Source organism: Mucilaginibacter sp. R-33, assembly GCF_049949235.1.
Lineage (GTDB): Bacteria > Bacteroidota > Bacteroidia > Sphingobacteriales > Sphingobacteriaceae > Mucilaginibacter.
Window position 1 is genome coordinate 2,737,347 of the sequence record NZ_CP188089.1, and the last position, 15,989, is coordinate 2,753,335.

The 15,989-nt window shown below is 40.7% G+C and carries 21 protein-coding genes; 15 read left to right on the top strand and 6 right to left on the bottom strand.

The genetic code is table 11. The features are described from left to right. Positions 1–44 precede the first annotated feature (44 nt). Together ACP26M_RS11445 and purE are read left to right on the top strand one after the other, a co-directional pair. Positions 45–1,184, top strand: coding sequence for a 5-(carboxyamino)imidazole ribonucleotide synthase (locus tag ACP26M_RS11445; protein ID WP_091210454.1), 1,140 nt, complete (start codon positions 45–47; stop codon positions 1,182–1,184). A 113-nt stretch (positions 1,185–1,297) separates the two neighbouring features. Further along, a complete protein-coding gene (gene purE, locus ACP26M_RS11450) occupies positions 1,298–1,795 on the top strand; it encodes a 5-(carboxyamino)imidazole ribonucleotide mutase (RefSeq protein WP_426588956.1) in 498 nt (165 codons plus the stop codon). Between the two features lie 175 nt (positions 1,796–1,970). Here purE and ACP26M_RS11455 read toward each other — a convergent pair whose 3' ends face one another. Then, positions 1,971–2,534, bottom strand: a complete 564-nt coding sequence (locus ACP26M_RS11455) for a YqgE/AlgH family protein (RefSeq protein WP_176624059.1) — start codon at positions 2,532–2,534, stop codon at positions 1,971–1,973. Between the two features lie 109 nt (positions 2,535–2,643). On the opposite strand from ACP26M_RS11455, the gene pdxH reads away from it, so the two are divergent. The 3 genes from pdxH to ACP26M_RS11470 all read left to right on the top strand — a co-directional run bounded on the left by pdxH (position 2,644) and on the right by ACP26M_RS11470 (position 5,174). Further along, entirely contained in the window at positions 2,644–3,291 is a 648-nt protein-coding gene (gene pdxH, locus ACP26M_RS11460) for a pyridoxamine 5'-phosphate oxidase (RefSeq protein ID WP_426588958.1), read from the top strand. After that, entirely contained in the window at positions 3,288–3,785 is a 498-nt protein-coding gene (locus tag ACP26M_RS11465; RefSeq protein ID WP_426588960.1) for an NADH-quinone oxidoreductase subunit C, read from the top strand. The genes pdxH and ACP26M_RS11465 overlap by 4 nt, the downstream gene beginning before the upstream one ends. Positions 3,786–3,977: 192 nt before the next feature. After that, a complete protein-coding gene (locus ACP26M_RS11470) occupies positions 3,978–5,174 on the top strand; it encodes an NADH-quinone oxidoreductase subunit D (protein WP_426589716.1) in 1,197 nt (398 codons plus the stop codon). Positions 5,175–5,366: 192 nt separating this feature from the next. On the opposite strand, the gene ACP26M_RS11475 is transcribed toward ACP26M_RS11470, so the two are convergent. Beyond that, entirely contained in the window at positions 5,367–6,458 is a 1,092-nt protein-coding gene (locus ACP26M_RS11475) for a S1C family serine protease (protein WP_413321719.1), read from the bottom strand. A 12-nt stretch (positions 6,459–6,470) separates the two neighbouring features. Beyond that, positions 6,471–7,040, bottom strand: a complete 570-nt coding sequence (locus ACP26M_RS11480) for an RNA polymerase sigma factor (protein ID WP_426588963.1) — start codon at positions 7,038–7,040, stop codon at positions 6,471–6,473. A gap of 327 nt (positions 7,041–7,367) precedes the next feature. On the opposite strand from ACP26M_RS11480, the gene ACP26M_RS11485 reads away from it, so the two are divergent. The 3 genes from ACP26M_RS11485 (at position 7,368) to ACP26M_RS11495 (ending at position 8,512) form a co-directional block, all read left to right on the top strand. After that, complete coding sequence (locus ACP26M_RS11485; protein ID WP_090524841.1) at positions 7,368–7,571, top strand: hypothetical protein; 204 nt, start codon at positions 7,368–7,370, stop codon at positions 7,569–7,571. Between the two features lie 178 nt (positions 7,572–7,749). Continuing rightward, positions 7,750–7,956, top strand: coding sequence for a hypothetical protein (locus ACP26M_RS11490; RefSeq protein ID WP_090526183.1), 207 nt, complete (start codon positions 7,750–7,752; stop codon positions 7,954–7,956). Positions 7,957–8,068: 112 nt separating this feature from the next. After that, on the top strand, positions 8,069–8,512 hold the full coding sequence (locus tag ACP26M_RS11495; protein ID WP_426588966.1) for a hypothetical protein: 444 nt from the start codon (positions 8,069–8,071) through the stop codon (positions 8,510–8,512). Positions 8,513–8,589: 77 nt separating this feature from the next. Here the strand turns inward: ACP26M_RS11495 and ACP26M_RS11500 are convergent, their stop codons facing one another. Together ACP26M_RS11500 and ACP26M_RS11505 are read right to left on the bottom strand one after the other, a co-directional pair. Next, positions 8,590–9,045: a PA2169 family four-helix-bundle protein gene (locus ACP26M_RS11500; RefSeq protein WP_373614117.1), complete on the bottom strand. Its 456-nt coding sequence runs from the start codon at positions 9,043–9,045 to the stop codon at positions 8,590–8,592. Between the two features lie 82 nt (positions 9,046–9,127). Continuing rightward, positions 9,128–9,295: a hypothetical protein gene (locus ACP26M_RS11505; RefSeq protein WP_175489913.1), complete on the bottom strand. Its 168-nt coding sequence runs from the start codon at positions 9,293–9,295 to the stop codon at positions 9,128–9,130. Between the two features lie 361 nt (positions 9,296–9,656). On the opposite strand from ACP26M_RS11505, the gene ACP26M_RS11510 reads away from it, so the two are divergent. From ACP26M_RS11510 to ACP26M_RS11535, 6 genes are all read left to right on the top strand, one after another. Then, positions 9,657–9,881, top strand: a complete 225-nt coding sequence (locus tag ACP26M_RS11510; protein WP_090524834.1) for a hypothetical protein — start codon at positions 9,657–9,659, stop codon at positions 9,879–9,881. A gap of 97 nt (positions 9,882–9,978) precedes the next feature. Beyond that, positions 9,979–11,481, top strand: coding sequence for an ATP-binding cassette domain-containing protein (locus ACP26M_RS11515; RefSeq protein WP_426588969.1), 1,503 nt, complete (start codon positions 9,979–9,981; stop codon positions 11,479–11,481). Between the two features lie 134 nt (positions 11,482–11,615). Next, positions 11,616–12,740, top strand: a complete 1,125-nt coding sequence (gene mqnC, locus ACP26M_RS11520) for a cyclic dehypoxanthinyl futalosine synthase (protein WP_176624050.1) — start codon at positions 11,616–11,618, stop codon at positions 12,738–12,740. 65 nt (positions 12,741–12,805) lie between these two features. After that, positions 12,806–13,357 (top strand): SMC-Scp complex subunit ScpB, encoded by a 552-nt coding sequence (scpB, locus tag ACP26M_RS11525; protein WP_321559630.1) that lies wholly within the window; start codon positions 12,806–12,808, stop codon positions 13,355–13,357. A gap of 140 nt (positions 13,358–13,497) precedes the next feature. Next, positions 13,498–13,689, top strand: a complete 192-nt coding sequence (locus ACP26M_RS11530; protein WP_426588972.1) for a hypothetical protein — start codon at positions 13,498–13,500, stop codon at positions 13,687–13,689. An 85-nt stretch (positions 13,690–13,774) separates the two neighbouring features. After that, on the top strand, positions 13,775–14,896 hold the full coding sequence (locus ACP26M_RS11535) for a GNAT family N-acetyltransferase (protein ID WP_426588974.1): 1,122 nt from the start codon (positions 13,775–13,777) through the stop codon (positions 14,894–14,896). A gap of 23 nt (positions 14,897–14,919) precedes the next feature. Here the strand turns inward: ACP26M_RS11535 and ACP26M_RS11540 are convergent, their stop codons facing one another. Then, complete coding sequence (locus ACP26M_RS11540; protein ID WP_426588976.1) at positions 14,920–15,261, bottom strand: helix-turn-helix domain-containing protein; 342 nt, start codon at positions 15,259–15,261, stop codon at positions 14,920–14,922. Positions 15,262–15,571: 310 nt separating this feature from the next. On the opposite strand from ACP26M_RS11540, the gene ACP26M_RS11545 reads away from it, so the two are divergent. Then, positions 15,572–15,979 (top strand): Rrf2 family transcriptional regulator, encoded by a 408-nt coding sequence (locus tag ACP26M_RS11545; RefSeq protein WP_321559632.1) that lies wholly within the window; start codon positions 15,572–15,574, stop codon positions 15,977–15,979. The last annotated feature ends 10 nt before the right edge of the window (positions 15,980–15,989 follow it).

The following is a 15,989-nucleotide window of genomic DNA, read 5'->3' on the forward strand; positions in this document are numbered from 1 at the left end:
TATAGGCTTTTTGAAAGATTTAGGCTAAACTTGCATCTTCAAATATGAAAGCATTTTACGGAGATTTAAAACTGGGTATTTTAGGCGGCGGACAGTTAGGCCGTATGCTGATACAGCAAGCCATAAACTATAATGTTACTGTTAAAATTCTTGATCCCGACCGCGAAGCGCCTTGCCGCAAACTGTGTGACGAGTTTACCGTAGGCTCATTGGGTGATTATGAAACCGTTTATAACTTTGGTAAAACTGTCGACCTGCTTACCATTGAAATAGAGAAGGTTAACGTTGACGCCCTTGAACAATTGGAAAAAGAGGGCGTACTGGTTTATCCGCAATCCCGCATTATCCGCCTCATCCAGGATAAAGGTCTGCAGAAGCAATTTTTCAAGGAAAACGATATCCCTACTGCCGATTTCCAGATCATATCATCACCCCAACAGCTACAACAAAGTTTAATCCCGTTTCCTTATATCCAGAAACTACGTAAGGATGGTTATGACGGCAAAGGTGTATATAAAGTAATTGATGAAAGCTACCTTGCCGGCGCTTTTAAAGAGCCGAGCCTCATTGAGCAATGGATAGATTTTGAAAAAGAGATTGCGGTAATTGTGGCCCGTAATGAAAACGGCGAGATCAGCACCTTCCCGATGGTTGAAATGGAGTTCAACCCTAAAGCCAATTTGGTGGAGTTTTTGATCGCTCCTTCTACCCTTCCATTCGCCATCCAACAAAAAGCAGAGCAGATTGCTAAAAAGATAGCCGACAGTCTTAAAATTGTGGGCTTGCTGGCGGTTGAAATGTTTTTAGATAAGCAAGGCCGCATCCTGGTGAATGAGCTTGCCCCGCGCCCGCATAACAGTGGTCACCAAACTATTGAAGGCAATGTGGTATCGCAATTTGAGCAGCATTTGAGGGCTATATTTAATCAGCCTTTGGGCGATACAGCCTGCCTTAACAACGCCATTATGGTGAACGTTTTAGGCGAAGCCGGTTATGAAGGACCTGCCATTTACCAGGGTATCGAAAAGATTTTAAAAGTACCGGGTGTATATATTCATCTTTACGGCAAAGCGCTGACCAAGCCTTTCAGGAAAATGGGCCACGTCACTATTGTTGACGCAGATCGTGAAAAAGCGATTGAAAAGGCACGGTTTGTGCAGAAAACACTGAAAGTAATTAGTTAATAAAGAAATAGACACACGTCATTGCGAGGAACGAAGCAATCCCCAATTAGCAGGTTCGCCCTGTGTAGTTTGGGATTGCTTCGTTCCTCGCAATGACGCTTACAAACATAACCATGAGTAATCCAAAAGTCGCCATTATAATGGGCAGCAAATCCGATTTAAATGTAATGCAGGATGCTGCTGATGTTTTAGCCGAATTAGGCGTTGAATACGAAATAACCGTTGTATCGGCCCACCGTACACCCGATAGGATGTTTAGTTACGCCCGTGCTGCTGCCGATCGTGGCATAAAGGTAATTATTGCCGGTGCAGGCGGTGCAGCCCACCTGCCGGGCATGGTAGCCTCATTAACCCATTTGCCGGTGATTGGAGTACCGGTAAAATCAAGCAACTCTATTGACGGCTGGGATTCCATCCTATCCATATTACAAATGCCAAACGGCATCCCGGTAGCCACTGTAGCTTTAAACGCTGCAAAAAACGCGGGGATCCTTGCTGCACAGATCCTGTCAACAGGAGATGAGTACCTGGTGAAAAACCTTATCGACTTTAAAGAAAACCTTAAAAAGAAAGTTGAAGAGTCGGCAAGGGAAATGGAAGGGGAGGAATAGTTGGCGATTTGCAGTGGCAGTTGTTAGTGGCAGTTGCAGCAGCAATCAGATTATAAGAAGTAAAGGGTAAGTTTATGAACATGCCCTTTTATTATTTACTGCTACTAAAAGCTGCCACTGTTACTAAAAACTGCAAACTGCTATTAAAAACTGCTGCTGCCACTAAAAGCTGCCACTAATTCAACGCCGGATTTTCCGGAAAATTGGCGATGTGGGCATAGCGCTGGCCGAGGCTGATCACCACCTGGCGCCAAAGATTTTGTTCATCGAGGGTGAACAGTGTTTCTATATCAAACTTATTAGTCACAATCCAACTGTCTTCTTTTATTTCTTCATCAAGCTGTTGCGGTGTCCAACCAGAGTATCCGGCAAAAAATTTAATTTCTTCGGTACTTAACTGGTAATTGGATACTAAATATTTCACCTGCTCAAAATCGCCGCCCCAATAAAGGCCATCGGCTATTTCAATGCCGCCTTCTATCTTGTCTGGAGCGCAATGGATAAAATGCAGTGTATTTTTGGCTACCGGGCCGCCTTCATAAACAGGCATTTCGGAGTATGATACATCGGGCAATACATCGCCCAATAAATATTCGCTTTGATGGTTCAGGATAAAGCCCATGGCTCCCTCCGCAGAGTATTCTGTTAAAATGATTACTGATCTCCTGAAGTTCGGATCCATCATAAAGGGTTCCGAAATAAGTAAATGGCCTGCCGCGGCCGCTATTGGACTAAGCATAAAGTTTAGCTGTTTAATTACGTAACAAGCATAGTAAAAATATGTTCAATTACGAATAATGATTTACATCATTATATACGGTTTAATTAATTTGTAAGTTTGCATTAAAATGAATCAGCAGGAAATACAAAATTTAAGGCAGGACTATAGTGCCTCTACCCTATCAGAAAACAGCACTAAGGGCGATCCTATTAAACAGTTTGAACAATGGTTTAACGAAGCTTTGGAGGCAAAATTGCATGAACCCAACGCCATGACGCTTTCAACTGCCACTGTAACCGGTAAACCTTCGGCACGGATCGTACTTTTAAAAGGCTTTCATACAGGCGGTTTTATATTCTTTACCAACTACTTAAGCCGTAAGGGCAAAGAGATAGCCAAGAACCCGCAGGGCGCGCTAACATTTTTTTGGGGAGGCCTTGAGCGCCAGGTGCGTATTGAAGGCACTATTGAAAAAGTAAGTAAAGAAGAGTCTGAAAAATATTTCCATTCGCGCCCTAAGGGAAGCCAGGTTGGCGCGATAGTATCGCCCCAAAGCCAGGAAATTGAAAGCCGCGATGCATTGGAGCAAAAGTGGAACCAACTGGAAGCCGAGTATGCTGATAAGGAACTGCCTAAACCATCATATTGGGGTGGATATATCTTAAACCCGCAATTGGTTGAGTTTTGGCAAGGCCGGCCAAGCCGCATGCACGACCGCATCCTTTATAAAAAAACTGATAAAAAAACCTGGAAAAAAGTACGCCTTGCACCATGAGTTTTGATGATATTAAAAACCTGCTCACCGAAAAATTTGGTGACACCGTAATTACCGGCGAAGAAACAGGCGGTCTGCAACCCGCCTTGTTAATTAATCCTGATGATATTACTGCCGTATGCCTGGAGTTGCGGAACAATCCTAAAACTTATTTCGATTTCCTGTCGAGCCTGAGCGGTGTGCATTATAATGACGAAGCAAACCGCTACGGTGTGGTTTATCACCTGGCATCAATCCCCTATAAAACACAGCTTACTTTAAAAATAAGCAAAGCCCATCTAAAAGAAAGTAATGAGCTGCCCGAATTTAAAAGCGTAACCCCTGTTTATCGCACTGCCGACTGGCATGAGCGCGAGGCCTATGACATGCTGGGGATCTACTTTGAAGGGCACCCCGATCTTCGTCGGATTTTGCTGCCCGACGATTGGGAAGGTTTTCCTTTACGGAAAGATTACCAGAACGCCGAATTTTATAAAGGCATCAGGATAGATTAACCTCAAATAAACTTTCCTGGCATTAACGGAGCGGAATAAGCGAAGGTAAGCAGTTTGATCACAGCTTTGTTTACTTCATTTTTACAGCGAAAGTAGCCCACAAATGAAAAAAAAAGCTGATTTTTGGTAGCCGGCTATATACCCCAAGCAATATATGACCGGATATAAATTTAACCGGATATAAAATTGGTCATTACAAACCCCAAATACGAACAAGCACTCCTCAGGTACAATAAAAAGATAGCCGGGGCCAGCGTTGAGGATATGGTACTTAATGTAGGTCCGCAACACCCCTCCACTCACGGGGTTTTACGCCTGGAATTAATTACCGATGGCGAGATAGTAAAAGAGGTGATCCCCCATATTGGCTACCTGCACCGCTGCTTTGAAAAACATGCCGAATCATTAACTTACCAGCAAACCATCCCTTTTACCGACAGGATGGATTACCTGGCTTCTATGAACAACAGCCACGCCTTTGTAATGGGTGTTGAACGGATGATGGGTATTGACAAGGATATCCCTAAGCGTGTGGAGTACATTCGTGTACTGGTTTGCGAACTAAACCGCATAGCATCGCACCTGATAGCCATTGGCACTTACGGCATTGATATAGGCGCCTTTACCCCTTTCCTGTGGTGTTTCAGGGACAGGGAGCATATTATGGGGATGCTGGAGTGGGCGTCGGGCTCACGTATGCTGTACAATTACATTTGGGTAGGCGGTTTATTTTACGATCTGCCGGTTGGTTTTGAAGAACGCTGCCGGGATTTTGTGGAGTACTTTAAACCTAAAATGGTTGAGCTAAACCAATTGCTTACCGACAACCAGGTATTTATTTCGCGCACAGCCAATGTGGGCGTTTTGCCGCTTGATGTAGCTATTAACTATGGCTGCTCGGGCCCAATGTTACGCGCATCGGGCTTAAAATGGGATTTGCGGCGGATTGATAATTATTCGGCCTATCCTGAAATTGATTTTGAAATCCCGATTGGGCAGGGCCTGATGGGTAAAGTTGGCGATTGCTGGGACAGGTACAAGGTACGCGTTGATGAAATTGAGCAATCATTAAGAATAGTTGAACAATGCCTCGACCGTTTGCAGAAAGAGTTAAAGCGCACACCTGATTTTGATCCCCGTGCTAAAATGCCACGCAAAACCATTCCTAAAGCACAGGACTATTATGTACGCTGTGAAGGCGCCAAAGGCGAACTTGGCTTTTATTTTATTACAGACGGCAAATCGGAGATCCCAACCCGTGTAAAATCCCGCGGGCCAAGCTTTAATAATCTTTCGGTGCTGCCCGAGCTATCCAAAGGTGTATTAATTGCCGACCTGATAGCGATAGTAGGCTCTATCGACTTTGTTTTGGGCGAGGTGGACAGGTAACAACAATTATTATGTCATTGCGAGCGTAGCGCGGCAATCGCACGGAAGCATGACCGCCCTGTACGGTATGCGATTGCTTCGTCGTTCCTCCTCGCAATGACATGACACTATTATCAAACAAAAAAAAGAGACCCCTCACGGTGTCTCTTCTCATTTTAATATATTAATTTTTATTGAGTGGGCTATTGATGATTACTGGTTATACACTTTAACCATAAACACATAATTTTTGAGTTTGCTACTCTGTTGAGTACGGCTTAATCCAGCTAATTTATTCTTAGTATTCAAATTAAGCGTTTTCGATAATGAATCGGTTGGGATATTTTGTATCGCTTTTAACAGGTAAGTTGATTTTTTAGCAAAATACGCACCTGCAACCTGGGTTTGACGCGCGGTAATAACACCTATTACGTTTCCTTTTTCATCAAGTAAGGGGCCTCCTGAGTTACCGGGGTTTACCGGAACAGAAATTACATACTCGGTAGTATCGCCCGAATAATTTGCTGCCGATGCTAAATAACCTCCTCCATAAACCATATTATCGGCCGGGTAACCGAGTGTGTATACGCTCTCTCCAAGATCGCCTTCCGCCCTTTTAAGGTTATAAGGTATCGGGCCAAGATTTTTAAATGATGGATCATTGATCTGTAAAATAGCCAGATCATACTGTGGCTCGGTATAAATAACCTTAGCATGAAATGATTCGCCCGCGGCATTCTGCACATAAACCGAATCAGCATTTTTAATCACATGGTAGTCCGTAGCCAGGTAACCATTTGATGTTAATGCAAAACCGGTGCCCCTGAAATTAGCAGGTGTCCTGGTTATTTTGGGTTTTACCGGAGTACGTCCATGGCCTATCTGAGCAACCGTTTTCTCCATGTTGTTGATCTTTTCGCTCAGTTGCTGATATTTTGACTTATCATTATTCAGCTTACCTGTCAGGATCAGGATAGTTAAAACGCCAAAAATAGCAATTGAAGCGGCCACCGATATTTTTGAATGATGATTACGCCACATACGCACAATCCATACCGGATGGATCATTACCTCTTCTTTCAAAGCATGAACATCAATTTCATTATGGATGGCGTTTAAGCGATTCTCAAGCTCAAGGCGTTCGCCGTATTGCTTCAGTAAGCCTATAAATTTAATGTGTTCGGTAACTTTACTTTCAACAGCCGCATCGTTTTTGCGAAGCAGCTCAAATTGAACACGTTCTTCGGCGGTCATGCTACCGTCGAGGTATCGTTCAATAAATTCTGTTAGTTGGTTATCACTCATCTCTTGATCTCCTTATTTCTGCTGAAAAAATAATTTCTTCAGCCTTTGCAGGCATTTGTACTTCTGCGTTTTGGCATTATCCGCATTGGTGTAACCAAACCGCTCACAGATCTCCTGCATCGATCTGTTTTTTATATAAAAGTCTTCCATAATGGTTTTACAGGGTTCGCCTAATAACTGGAGCGCACTCTCCATTTTATCAAACTGAATGTCCCTGTCGTTATGGTTGTCAATTTCTTCTTCAACGGGCAGGTGTTCTTCAAAGTCCCTGATATCGCCACCGTACCTGTTCATTTGGCTTAACCTTTTAAGCCAAAGCCGCCGGCAAACTGAGTATATATATGTTTTAAGCTTACTGTTTAGCTCAAAATCACCCGCTTTAATCTTATTATAAAGAACGATAATGGCTTCCTGGTAAATATCCTTCGCGTCATCCTCATCGCCATTGTTGTTAATGATCAACTGTAATATCATCGGAAAGTAGGTTGTATAGAGCCTCTTCAGCACTATTTCCGAGTTATTAAGTATCCCAAGAACTATTTCACTATCTGTTGGAGCCGAAGCTTTTAAGTCTTTATTCACTCTTAATACTATTTAGGTCAAATTGTAACCCACTATTATCAAAAAAAATCAAACTAAATAAATTAATAACATTGGCATTACATTTCATGACCTGTAACAATTGTGTACTGCATTAATTTAACGTTAATACCGGCAGGTAAACAAGGTAACCTAATGTTAAAAACTATGCAGGCAAATCTGCAATAAAAAAACCGCTTGCAAAAGCCGGTACGTAAACTACCTCCCTATGGAATTTACAAAGATTTAATTTTTATGGGTTACCTTTTCAACTAATGCGTATTAAGTAACAAACGATCACAAAACGTTAACATTTTAAAAATTAAGAAAATGAAAAACACATTTAAATTAGCATTCGTAGCATTAGTTCTGGCAGCTTCTTTTTCAGCTTGTAACGGTGACTCTAAAAAAACTGAAGGTGATACTACTAAAACTACTGTAGTTGACTCAACTAAAGTTGTTACTGACTCTACTAAAACTGACACTACTAAAGTTGTTGCTGATACTACTAAAAAAGACACCACCAAGAAATAATTATTTCTGATAAAATAGAAAGTAGTTAAATATCATTTTTAATCTTTTTCTATTGATTTTTTAGTTATCCATCAATAAAAAAGGTGACTTGTAATTTTTTTTCAAAATTATGGGTTACCTTTTTTTATTTCTGGTATTAAGCTGTAAACTATTAAATCACTTATTAAAAAAATTAAACATGAAAAATTTCAAATTAGGCTTTTTAGCTTTAGCTATCGCTGTTTCTTTCGCTGCTTGTAAAGGTTCTTCATCATCTTCTGCTGCTGATTCAACTAAAGCTGATTCTTCTAAAATGGCTGCTGATACTACTAAAGCTGACACTTCTAAAATGGCTGCTGATACTACTAAAGCTGACACCACTAAAAAAGACACTACTAAAAAGTAATTTAACTTTTTATGTTAAAAAAAATGCCCCCGGTTTTCCGAGGGCGTTTTTTTTTGCTCAAAACCGCCAAACAATTTCTATTGGTATTGCTTAATGTGATACATAATAAAATATGAAATATTCTGAATGGAAAACGCTTAGTGCCGATGAGCGTAAAAGTATTGGCTGGCACCGCCATCCGCATATACGCACTGCTACCCTTTTTGCCATAGTTTTTGCGATAACATTTATTATTGTAGTGCTTGGCATAAGTAAAAACAGCACAATTCATCTTAACCGTAAACCAACTGCAAAGGAAGCTTTTACCATGGCAAAATTATTTGTAAAGGAAAAGCTGAAACAACCTCAAAAAGCGGTTTTTCCTGACAACAGTTTTAAATCGGTTATTGATACAACAATTAATAGCTACGAGGTACAATCAACAGTAAAAATTGAGAACGATAGTGGCAAAATGGAACAATCAGCCTGGGAAGTTAAAATGTTGTATACTGATGGTGACTGGGCCGAGAAAAATAGCTGGCAAGTTAAAAATATAAACATTGCCCCTCAGCCATAAGCCATTTCCTTAACAGTACCCATAAAAAAAGGAGCAGTTATGAAACTGCCCCCGGTAGTTAATTAGTCATTAATAAATTAGTGAACAGTATCACGCAGGGCTTTAATCTCGTCATGAGCATCCAGCAGCTCACTTTCCTGCTGGCTGATCGTTTCGCGCAGGTAGGCTGGTAAATTTTCGTCTTCAAGCGCGGTACGGTATGCTTTTAAAATAGCATCTTCGCCAAATTCGCATTCCTCCAGCACGTTATGGGTATCATGCCCGGTAAACGCGGCTTTAACATCAAGCCAGGCCCTGTGTATTTTGCCACTGGTGGTTGTGCCGGTTTCAATGTCTTTTCCAAAAGCACTAACCTCTGTACCCAAAGCAAGCCTGTAACCCTGGCTTTGGCCAATAAACCTTGTAAAAAGCGATTTCAGTTCGGTGTCGCCATCCTTCAAATCTTTTGAGGCGCGTTGATAGCCCTCAATCCTGTCATTGTTGATCTGGATCAGATCATTTAAAATCTCTACGGTTGCTTGTGTATTTTCCATGATTAGATGTTTTTATATAATATAAACCCCTTTAAAATTAAATTGTTTAATTAATTATATAAAAAATAATCCAAAATGAAAATTAGCTTTTCCCCCTAAATAAAGAGATCACCCAAATAATAATAGCGATAACAATTATTACAGCTATGATACCGGTTACTGCCCCGGCTTTAAAAATATCGCCTATAACCGAGCACCCGCTCATAGTTAATAAGGCAAAAATGAATAATAAAAAGTGTGCGTTTTTCATGGTTAATGTTTGATAAAAAGGCATGCAATAATCAGGCCTTTTTAACCTCAGGCTTATTGTCGAAAACCAATTTCGATAACAGGATATTTAAGCTGATTAACTGTATAGGTATATATACAAAATGCTTCCGGGGGGATAAATAAACTGCCGCCTTTAACCGGAATTTAATCTTCGAAATATTTTCTAAATAATCTCAAATTTTTAAAACCAAACACTGCCATAAAGCGTTCATATACATAAGTTATAAACCAATTAAACATATCAATAATTTATAGAAGGTTACATGTTTACACCGGCTGGCCACAGCAGGTGTGCTGGTTTAGCATAAAATAATTTATTAACAATTTATCTCCAACCAACTATGATAATACCGGTACAACCAAACATTCAATGTGAAAACTGCATTAAATGCGGTAACAGGCCTCATGTTGAACAGCATAAAAAATATTGGGTACTTACATGCCCTAACAAGAGCTGCAAAAATTTTGTAAAAGCGCTCACTATCGACTTTGCCACCTGGAACCGGCTTAACAAAAAGGCCAATGAAATACCGGCTACAACTGAAACCTTAAAACGCACGGCTTAATTACAGGAGAAGGATAGCAAGCGCCATAAATCCACAAAATTTTTTTATGGCTTTAACTCAGATGAGTACATTTACACGCTACTCTACTGGCTAAGTTATGACAAATGCACTTCTATCAATAAATAAAGCAACTGTACGTTTTTTAAACACAACATTATTTACCGGCTTAAGCTTTAATATAAACAAAGGCGAAAGCTGGGCCCTTATCGGCGAAAGCGGATCGGGGAAAAGTGCCCTGCTACAAACCATAGCCGGGCGTTTTAATATCACAGGCGGCGAAATAGTTTATCATTTCTGGAATGATTACTCCAAATTTTTCAAGGCCAATGATATTGCCACGCCACAAAAGCTTATAGCACTGGTTGAGCCTAAACATCATTTCCGCAACCTTTCAAACACTACTGATTTCTACTACCAGCAACGCTATAATTCTTCCGATTCGGAAGATGCGCTTACGGTTGCAGATTATCTTAATACGATACCACACTTTCCCGGCACCGATACATTCTGGACATTTGAAAGAGTGGTTTCATTATTACGGCTCGAACCACTGCTCAATAAACAGATCATCAAACTATCAAACGGCGAAACCAAACGCTTGATGCTGGCAGCCGCCCTGCTTAAAAATCCCGTATTATTAATGCTCGACAGCCCCTTAACCGGCCTGGATGTAAAAACCCGTGAAGAATTTAATGGCATTATTGAGCAGATCATGGTATCAGGTATTAACATCATAATAGCCACCTCCATCCATGAAATTCCAACTGCTATTACCCATGTCGCCGTGTTAAGCAAAGGGGTTATTATACACGAAAGCCCCAAACAGGATTTTAAAGCAGAACTTTTTGAGCAGGATAAAAGCGATACGATTGATACCAACGAGTTGAATGCCTTACTCAACATCGATAAAAACCCGACCGCTTACAAGCACATTGTAAAAATGGATAAGGTACATATTAAGTATGGCGACAAAGTGGTGCTAAATGATATAAACTGGCAGATCAATCCTGGAGAACATTGGGCTTTGTTGGGTCCTAACGGAGCAGGCAAATCAACGTTGCTAAGCTTAATCAACGGAGATAACCCACAGGCTTATGCTAACAACATTATTTTATTTGATAAAAAACGCGGGACAGGCGAAAGCATCTGGGATATCAAAAAAAAGATTGGCTTCGTATCGCCCGAACTGCATCAATACTTCCCTACTGATAGTAGCTGTTTGCAGGTAATCGAGTCGGGCTATTACGACACTCTTGGCTTGTTCAGGCCAAGCAATAAAGACCGTGCAGAAATTGCTTTACGATGGATGAAAGCTTTGGAAATTGAAAAGTACGCTCGCGTATTGCTCAAAAACATCCCGGCAAGTGCACAACGCCTCTGTCTGCTGGCCCGGGCGCTCATTAAAAACCCGGCACTGCTTATTTTTGATGAACCCTGCCAGGGCATGGACGATCATCAGCAACTCCACTTTAAAAACCTGGTTGATACCATTTGCAGCCTGGGCAATGTTACACTTATTTATGTTACCCACTATCAGCATGAAATACCCAACAGTGTTGACAAAGTTTTGAGGTTGGATAAGGGAAAGGTAGTTTTTTAAGCTGAAAGCCAAAAGTTGAAAGCTGAAGGAATAACAAGCTTTGGGCTTTAGGCTTTACGCTTCTTTCTATCTTTTTTGTCAATTATTTAACAGCGCGTAAAATCAAATTACCAACTTGCGTATATTTGCGTGATATGAATACAGCCGATCTGTTGCAGCGCGCGTTGCGGTTTGATTTTTTAACGCTTGAAGAAGGCGTTTACCTGTATAACAACGCCTCTACCGCCGAGTTGATGTACACTGCCAACGAACTTCGTAAAATACAGGTTCCGCATGGCAAGGTTACCTGGCAAATTGACCGTAATGTTAACACTACTAATGTTTGTATAGCCAATTGCAAGTTTTGTAATTTCTTTCGCCGTCCTGGTCATGAGGAAAGCTATATTACTGATATTGAAACTTATAAAAAGAAGATCGAGGAAACATTTCGGTACGGCGGCGATCAACTGCTGTTACAGGGCGGGCATCACCCCGATCTGGGGCTGAAATTTTATACCGACCTGTTTCGCGAACTGAAACAGCTTTATCCGAAATTAAAACTGCATTCATTAGGTCCGCCGGAAATTGCGCACGTTGCTAAATTAGAGGGCATGCCGCATATCGAGGTACTAAGAGCGATGAAGGAAGCAGGCCTGGATTCATTACCAGGTGCCGGTGCCGAGATTCTTAATGATCGCGTACGCCGCCTGATATCAAAAGGCAAATGCGGCGGTAAGGAATGGCTCGATGTAATGCGTGCCGCTCACCAGCTTAACCTGCCAACATCAGCTACGATGATGTTTGGCCACATTGAAACTATTGAAGAGCGCTTTGAACATTTGGTTTGGATCCGCGAGGTACAGGCCGAAAAACCTGAAGGCAACTATGGTTTTATAGCATTTATCCCCTGGCCTTTCCAGGATGATGGTACCCTTTTACGTAAAGTACGCGGTATCACCAATAATGTTACCGGCGACGAATATATCCGCATGATTGCCTTGAGCCGCATTATGCTGCCCAACGTTAAAAATATCCAGGCTTCGTGGCTTACCGTGGGTAAACAGGTTGCCCAAATTTGCTTGCACGCCGGTGCCAACGATTTTGGATCGATCATGATTGAAGAAAACGTTGTATCCGCAGCCGGTGCACCTCACAGGTTTACTGCTAAAGGCATCCAGGAATCCATAAAAGAAGCCGGCTTTGAGCCCCAGCTTCGTACCCAGCGATACGAGTGGCGCGAAATTCCCGTTGAAATTGAAGAACAGGTTATAAATTATTAAGCCCTTAGTAGCAGTAGCAGTGAAAAAATAACTGCAACTAAAAACTGCAATGCCACTGACTAAAAATGGAACAATACATAGAGGCCCTAATTTTTGCATCAGAGCAGGCAATCCGGTTGGAGGAGATCATGTATTGCCTCCAGGCTGCTTTTGAGCGTGATTTTAATATTGAAGAAGTAACCGATGCCATAGGCAGGATCCACGAAAAATATCAGCATCATAGTTTAGCTATTGAGCTGGTTAAAATTGGCAATGGTTATCAATTTCTCACTAAAAAGGAATATCACGCTGTTATTAACCTTTTACAACTGCAGCGGTCAAAGAAAAAACTAAGCCAAGCCGCTTTGGAAACCCTGGCTATCATCGCCTACAAACAACCCGTAACTAAGCCCGATATAGAACAGATCAGGGGTGTAAACTGCGATTATTCGATCCAAAAGTTACTCGAAAAAGAGCTAATAGCTATAATTGGCAAATCAGAAGGGCTCGGAAAACCTATCCTTTATGGTACAAGCGCTTTGTTTATGGACTATTTTGGCATTAACAGTATTGAGGAATTACCTCAACTTAAGGACTTTACAAACAATACTGCTACCATTGGCGAACAATCAGAATAATTTTAATTTCTGTTTTAAAAAAAACCATTTTTCATTATTTTTACTATTGAATCAATAGGGTAAAAGATTTTAGAAACGCTTTTCTTTATCTGATTTTAATTATTATTATTGACAAAGTTTAATTTATAAAATCCATTACAATGGGAGCGCCAAAGAAACCGAACACTAAAAAGATCGAAAACTCAGATAATGATCCTGATGATGATGAGTTTGACCCAAAAGTGAAAAAGAAGGTAGTTGATGACGATGATGATGATTTTGACGGACCATTGGATGATGATCTGGGCAGGGGTTACGAGTCATTCGATGACGACGACGAAGACGACTATTAATTCTTTTTAATACATAACATTTTATAAAGCATTCAGACTATGCCTCTGGATGCTTTTTTTATTATCTACCGGTAGCATACAATAAATGAAAGTAACAGAAGTAAAGGACAAAGCAACAAAAAAGGCTTTTTTAGATGTAGCCCGCATCATTTATAAAGATGACGATAACTGGGTTTGCCCGCTTGATAATGATATTGAAGCTGTATTTAACCCGGCAAAAAACAACTTTCATCAACATGGTAAATGTACCCGCTGGATCCTGACTGATGATACCGGCCGCCTAATTGGCCGGGTTGCTGCTTTTATTAATGAAAAAAAGGCATACAATTACGAGCAGCCAACCGGCGGCATGGGTTTTTTTGAGTGTACCGATAACAAAGAAGCTGCCTTTTTATTATTTGATACCGCGAAAAACTGGCTTAGGGAAAACGGCATGAAAGCCATGGACGGCCCCATCAACTTTGGCGAAAACGACATTTTTTGGGGCTTGCTGGTTGAAGGCTTCACCCCGCCCTCTTATGGTATGAACTATAATCATTCGTATTACCAGGCCTTTTTTGATGAGTACGGCTTTAAAACCCAGTACGCGCAGATCACTAACCATGTTGACGCTCATAAACCTTTCCCCGAGCGGTTTACCAAAATAGCTAATTGGGTAGCCAAAAAGCCCGGATACGATTTCAGGCATTTTGAAATAAAAGAAATAGAAAAATTCGCCGCCGATTTCATTGAGGTTTATAATGATGGATGGAAAGATTTTGAAAACTTTGTTCCTATCACATACGATACGATCATGGAAAGCTTCGAAAAAATGAAGCCCCTGATGGACGAAAAATTGATCTGGTTTGCTTATGTTGATGATGAACCAGCATCCTTCATGATCATTTTGCCCGATGCCAACCAGATGCTTAAACCGCTTAATGGCAAACTTAACCTGATAGGTAAGCTTAAATTTTTATATTACCGTTGGAAAGGTGTATCCCGCATGCGGGCTATTGTGATGGGCACGAAACAAAAGTACCAGAAGCACGGCCTTGAGTCGGCAATGTTTATAAAATTAAAGGAATATGTATTGCCTCTCAAGCGTTATGATGAGCTTGAACTATCCTGGGTAGGCGATTTTAACGACAAAATGATAGCTATCCATGAAGCAGTTGGTGCTACATTTGGCAAAAAGCATTTAACAATGCGTTACATTTTTGATTAGCCCGGCCAAACCGGGCCACCAAATTATGCGGTTACTTTTGAATGTCGAAGTTCTTCAAATAGCTCAATTACTTTTTTCTGCAAATCGATTACTTCAGTTTCACGGTCCATTAAGCGTTTGTTAACCGTTTCCAGCTCGTTAACAAATTTTTGGTCCTGCTCACTATCATTAAATGTAAGTAACTGAACTACTGACATTTCAAACAGGTTTGCTATCTGCTCAAGCCTTGATAAATTAATATCTGTGATCCCTGTTTCAATCTTTGAGAAAGCAGGAATTGAAATATCCAATCTCTTTGCAACATCCTCCTGGCTCCACCCCTTTTGATGACGTAATAATCTGATTTTTTTTCCGAGAGTTTTCATTTGGTTAAATTAATAGTGTAGGTTTCGCAAAAGTTAATTACTTTACAATAATATTTATTATCACGCTAATTATCAACTAATTTGCGTAATTTTTTATTTTAAAGTGTAGTTAATTGTTGCGATTGGCAAATCCCTTAAATTAAAGCAAATAAATCATTCTAAAACATACCTGCTACACGGTATTTTTTTCGAGCAATTTAGGTCTGGATTTTCATCCCATTGTAATTTAGTGCGCAAAAAAGCGCAAAAAATTCTTCTTTTTAAAATTAAAATTTCATTTTTGTACTGTAATATTTTTTATTACAGATAAATGAACGGACAATTTCAAATAGCAACTCATGTATTAACCCTGCTTTGCAAACAGCCGGGCGAGCTACTATCGTCTGACTATGTTGCCGGCAGCATGAACGTAAACCCTGTTCTGGTACGTAAAGAAATGCGCAAATTACGCGCCTGCGGGCTTATTGAAAGCAAGGAAGGCAAAACCGGCGGTTATAGCCTTGCCCTTCCTCCTCAAAAAATAACCCTTGCCGATGTTTATAAAGCTGTAAAACTGCCGCCGGCTTTAGGCCAGGCTAAAAATAAGCCCAATCCTGCCTGCCCCGTAGGCAAACAAATTGGAGCTCACCTTGATCATTTGGCCGATGAGGTTGAAGCAGCCATTATCAAAAAACTAAGCACCATAACCATTTTTGATTTTGTAAATCAATTTGATTAAAAAAATTTAA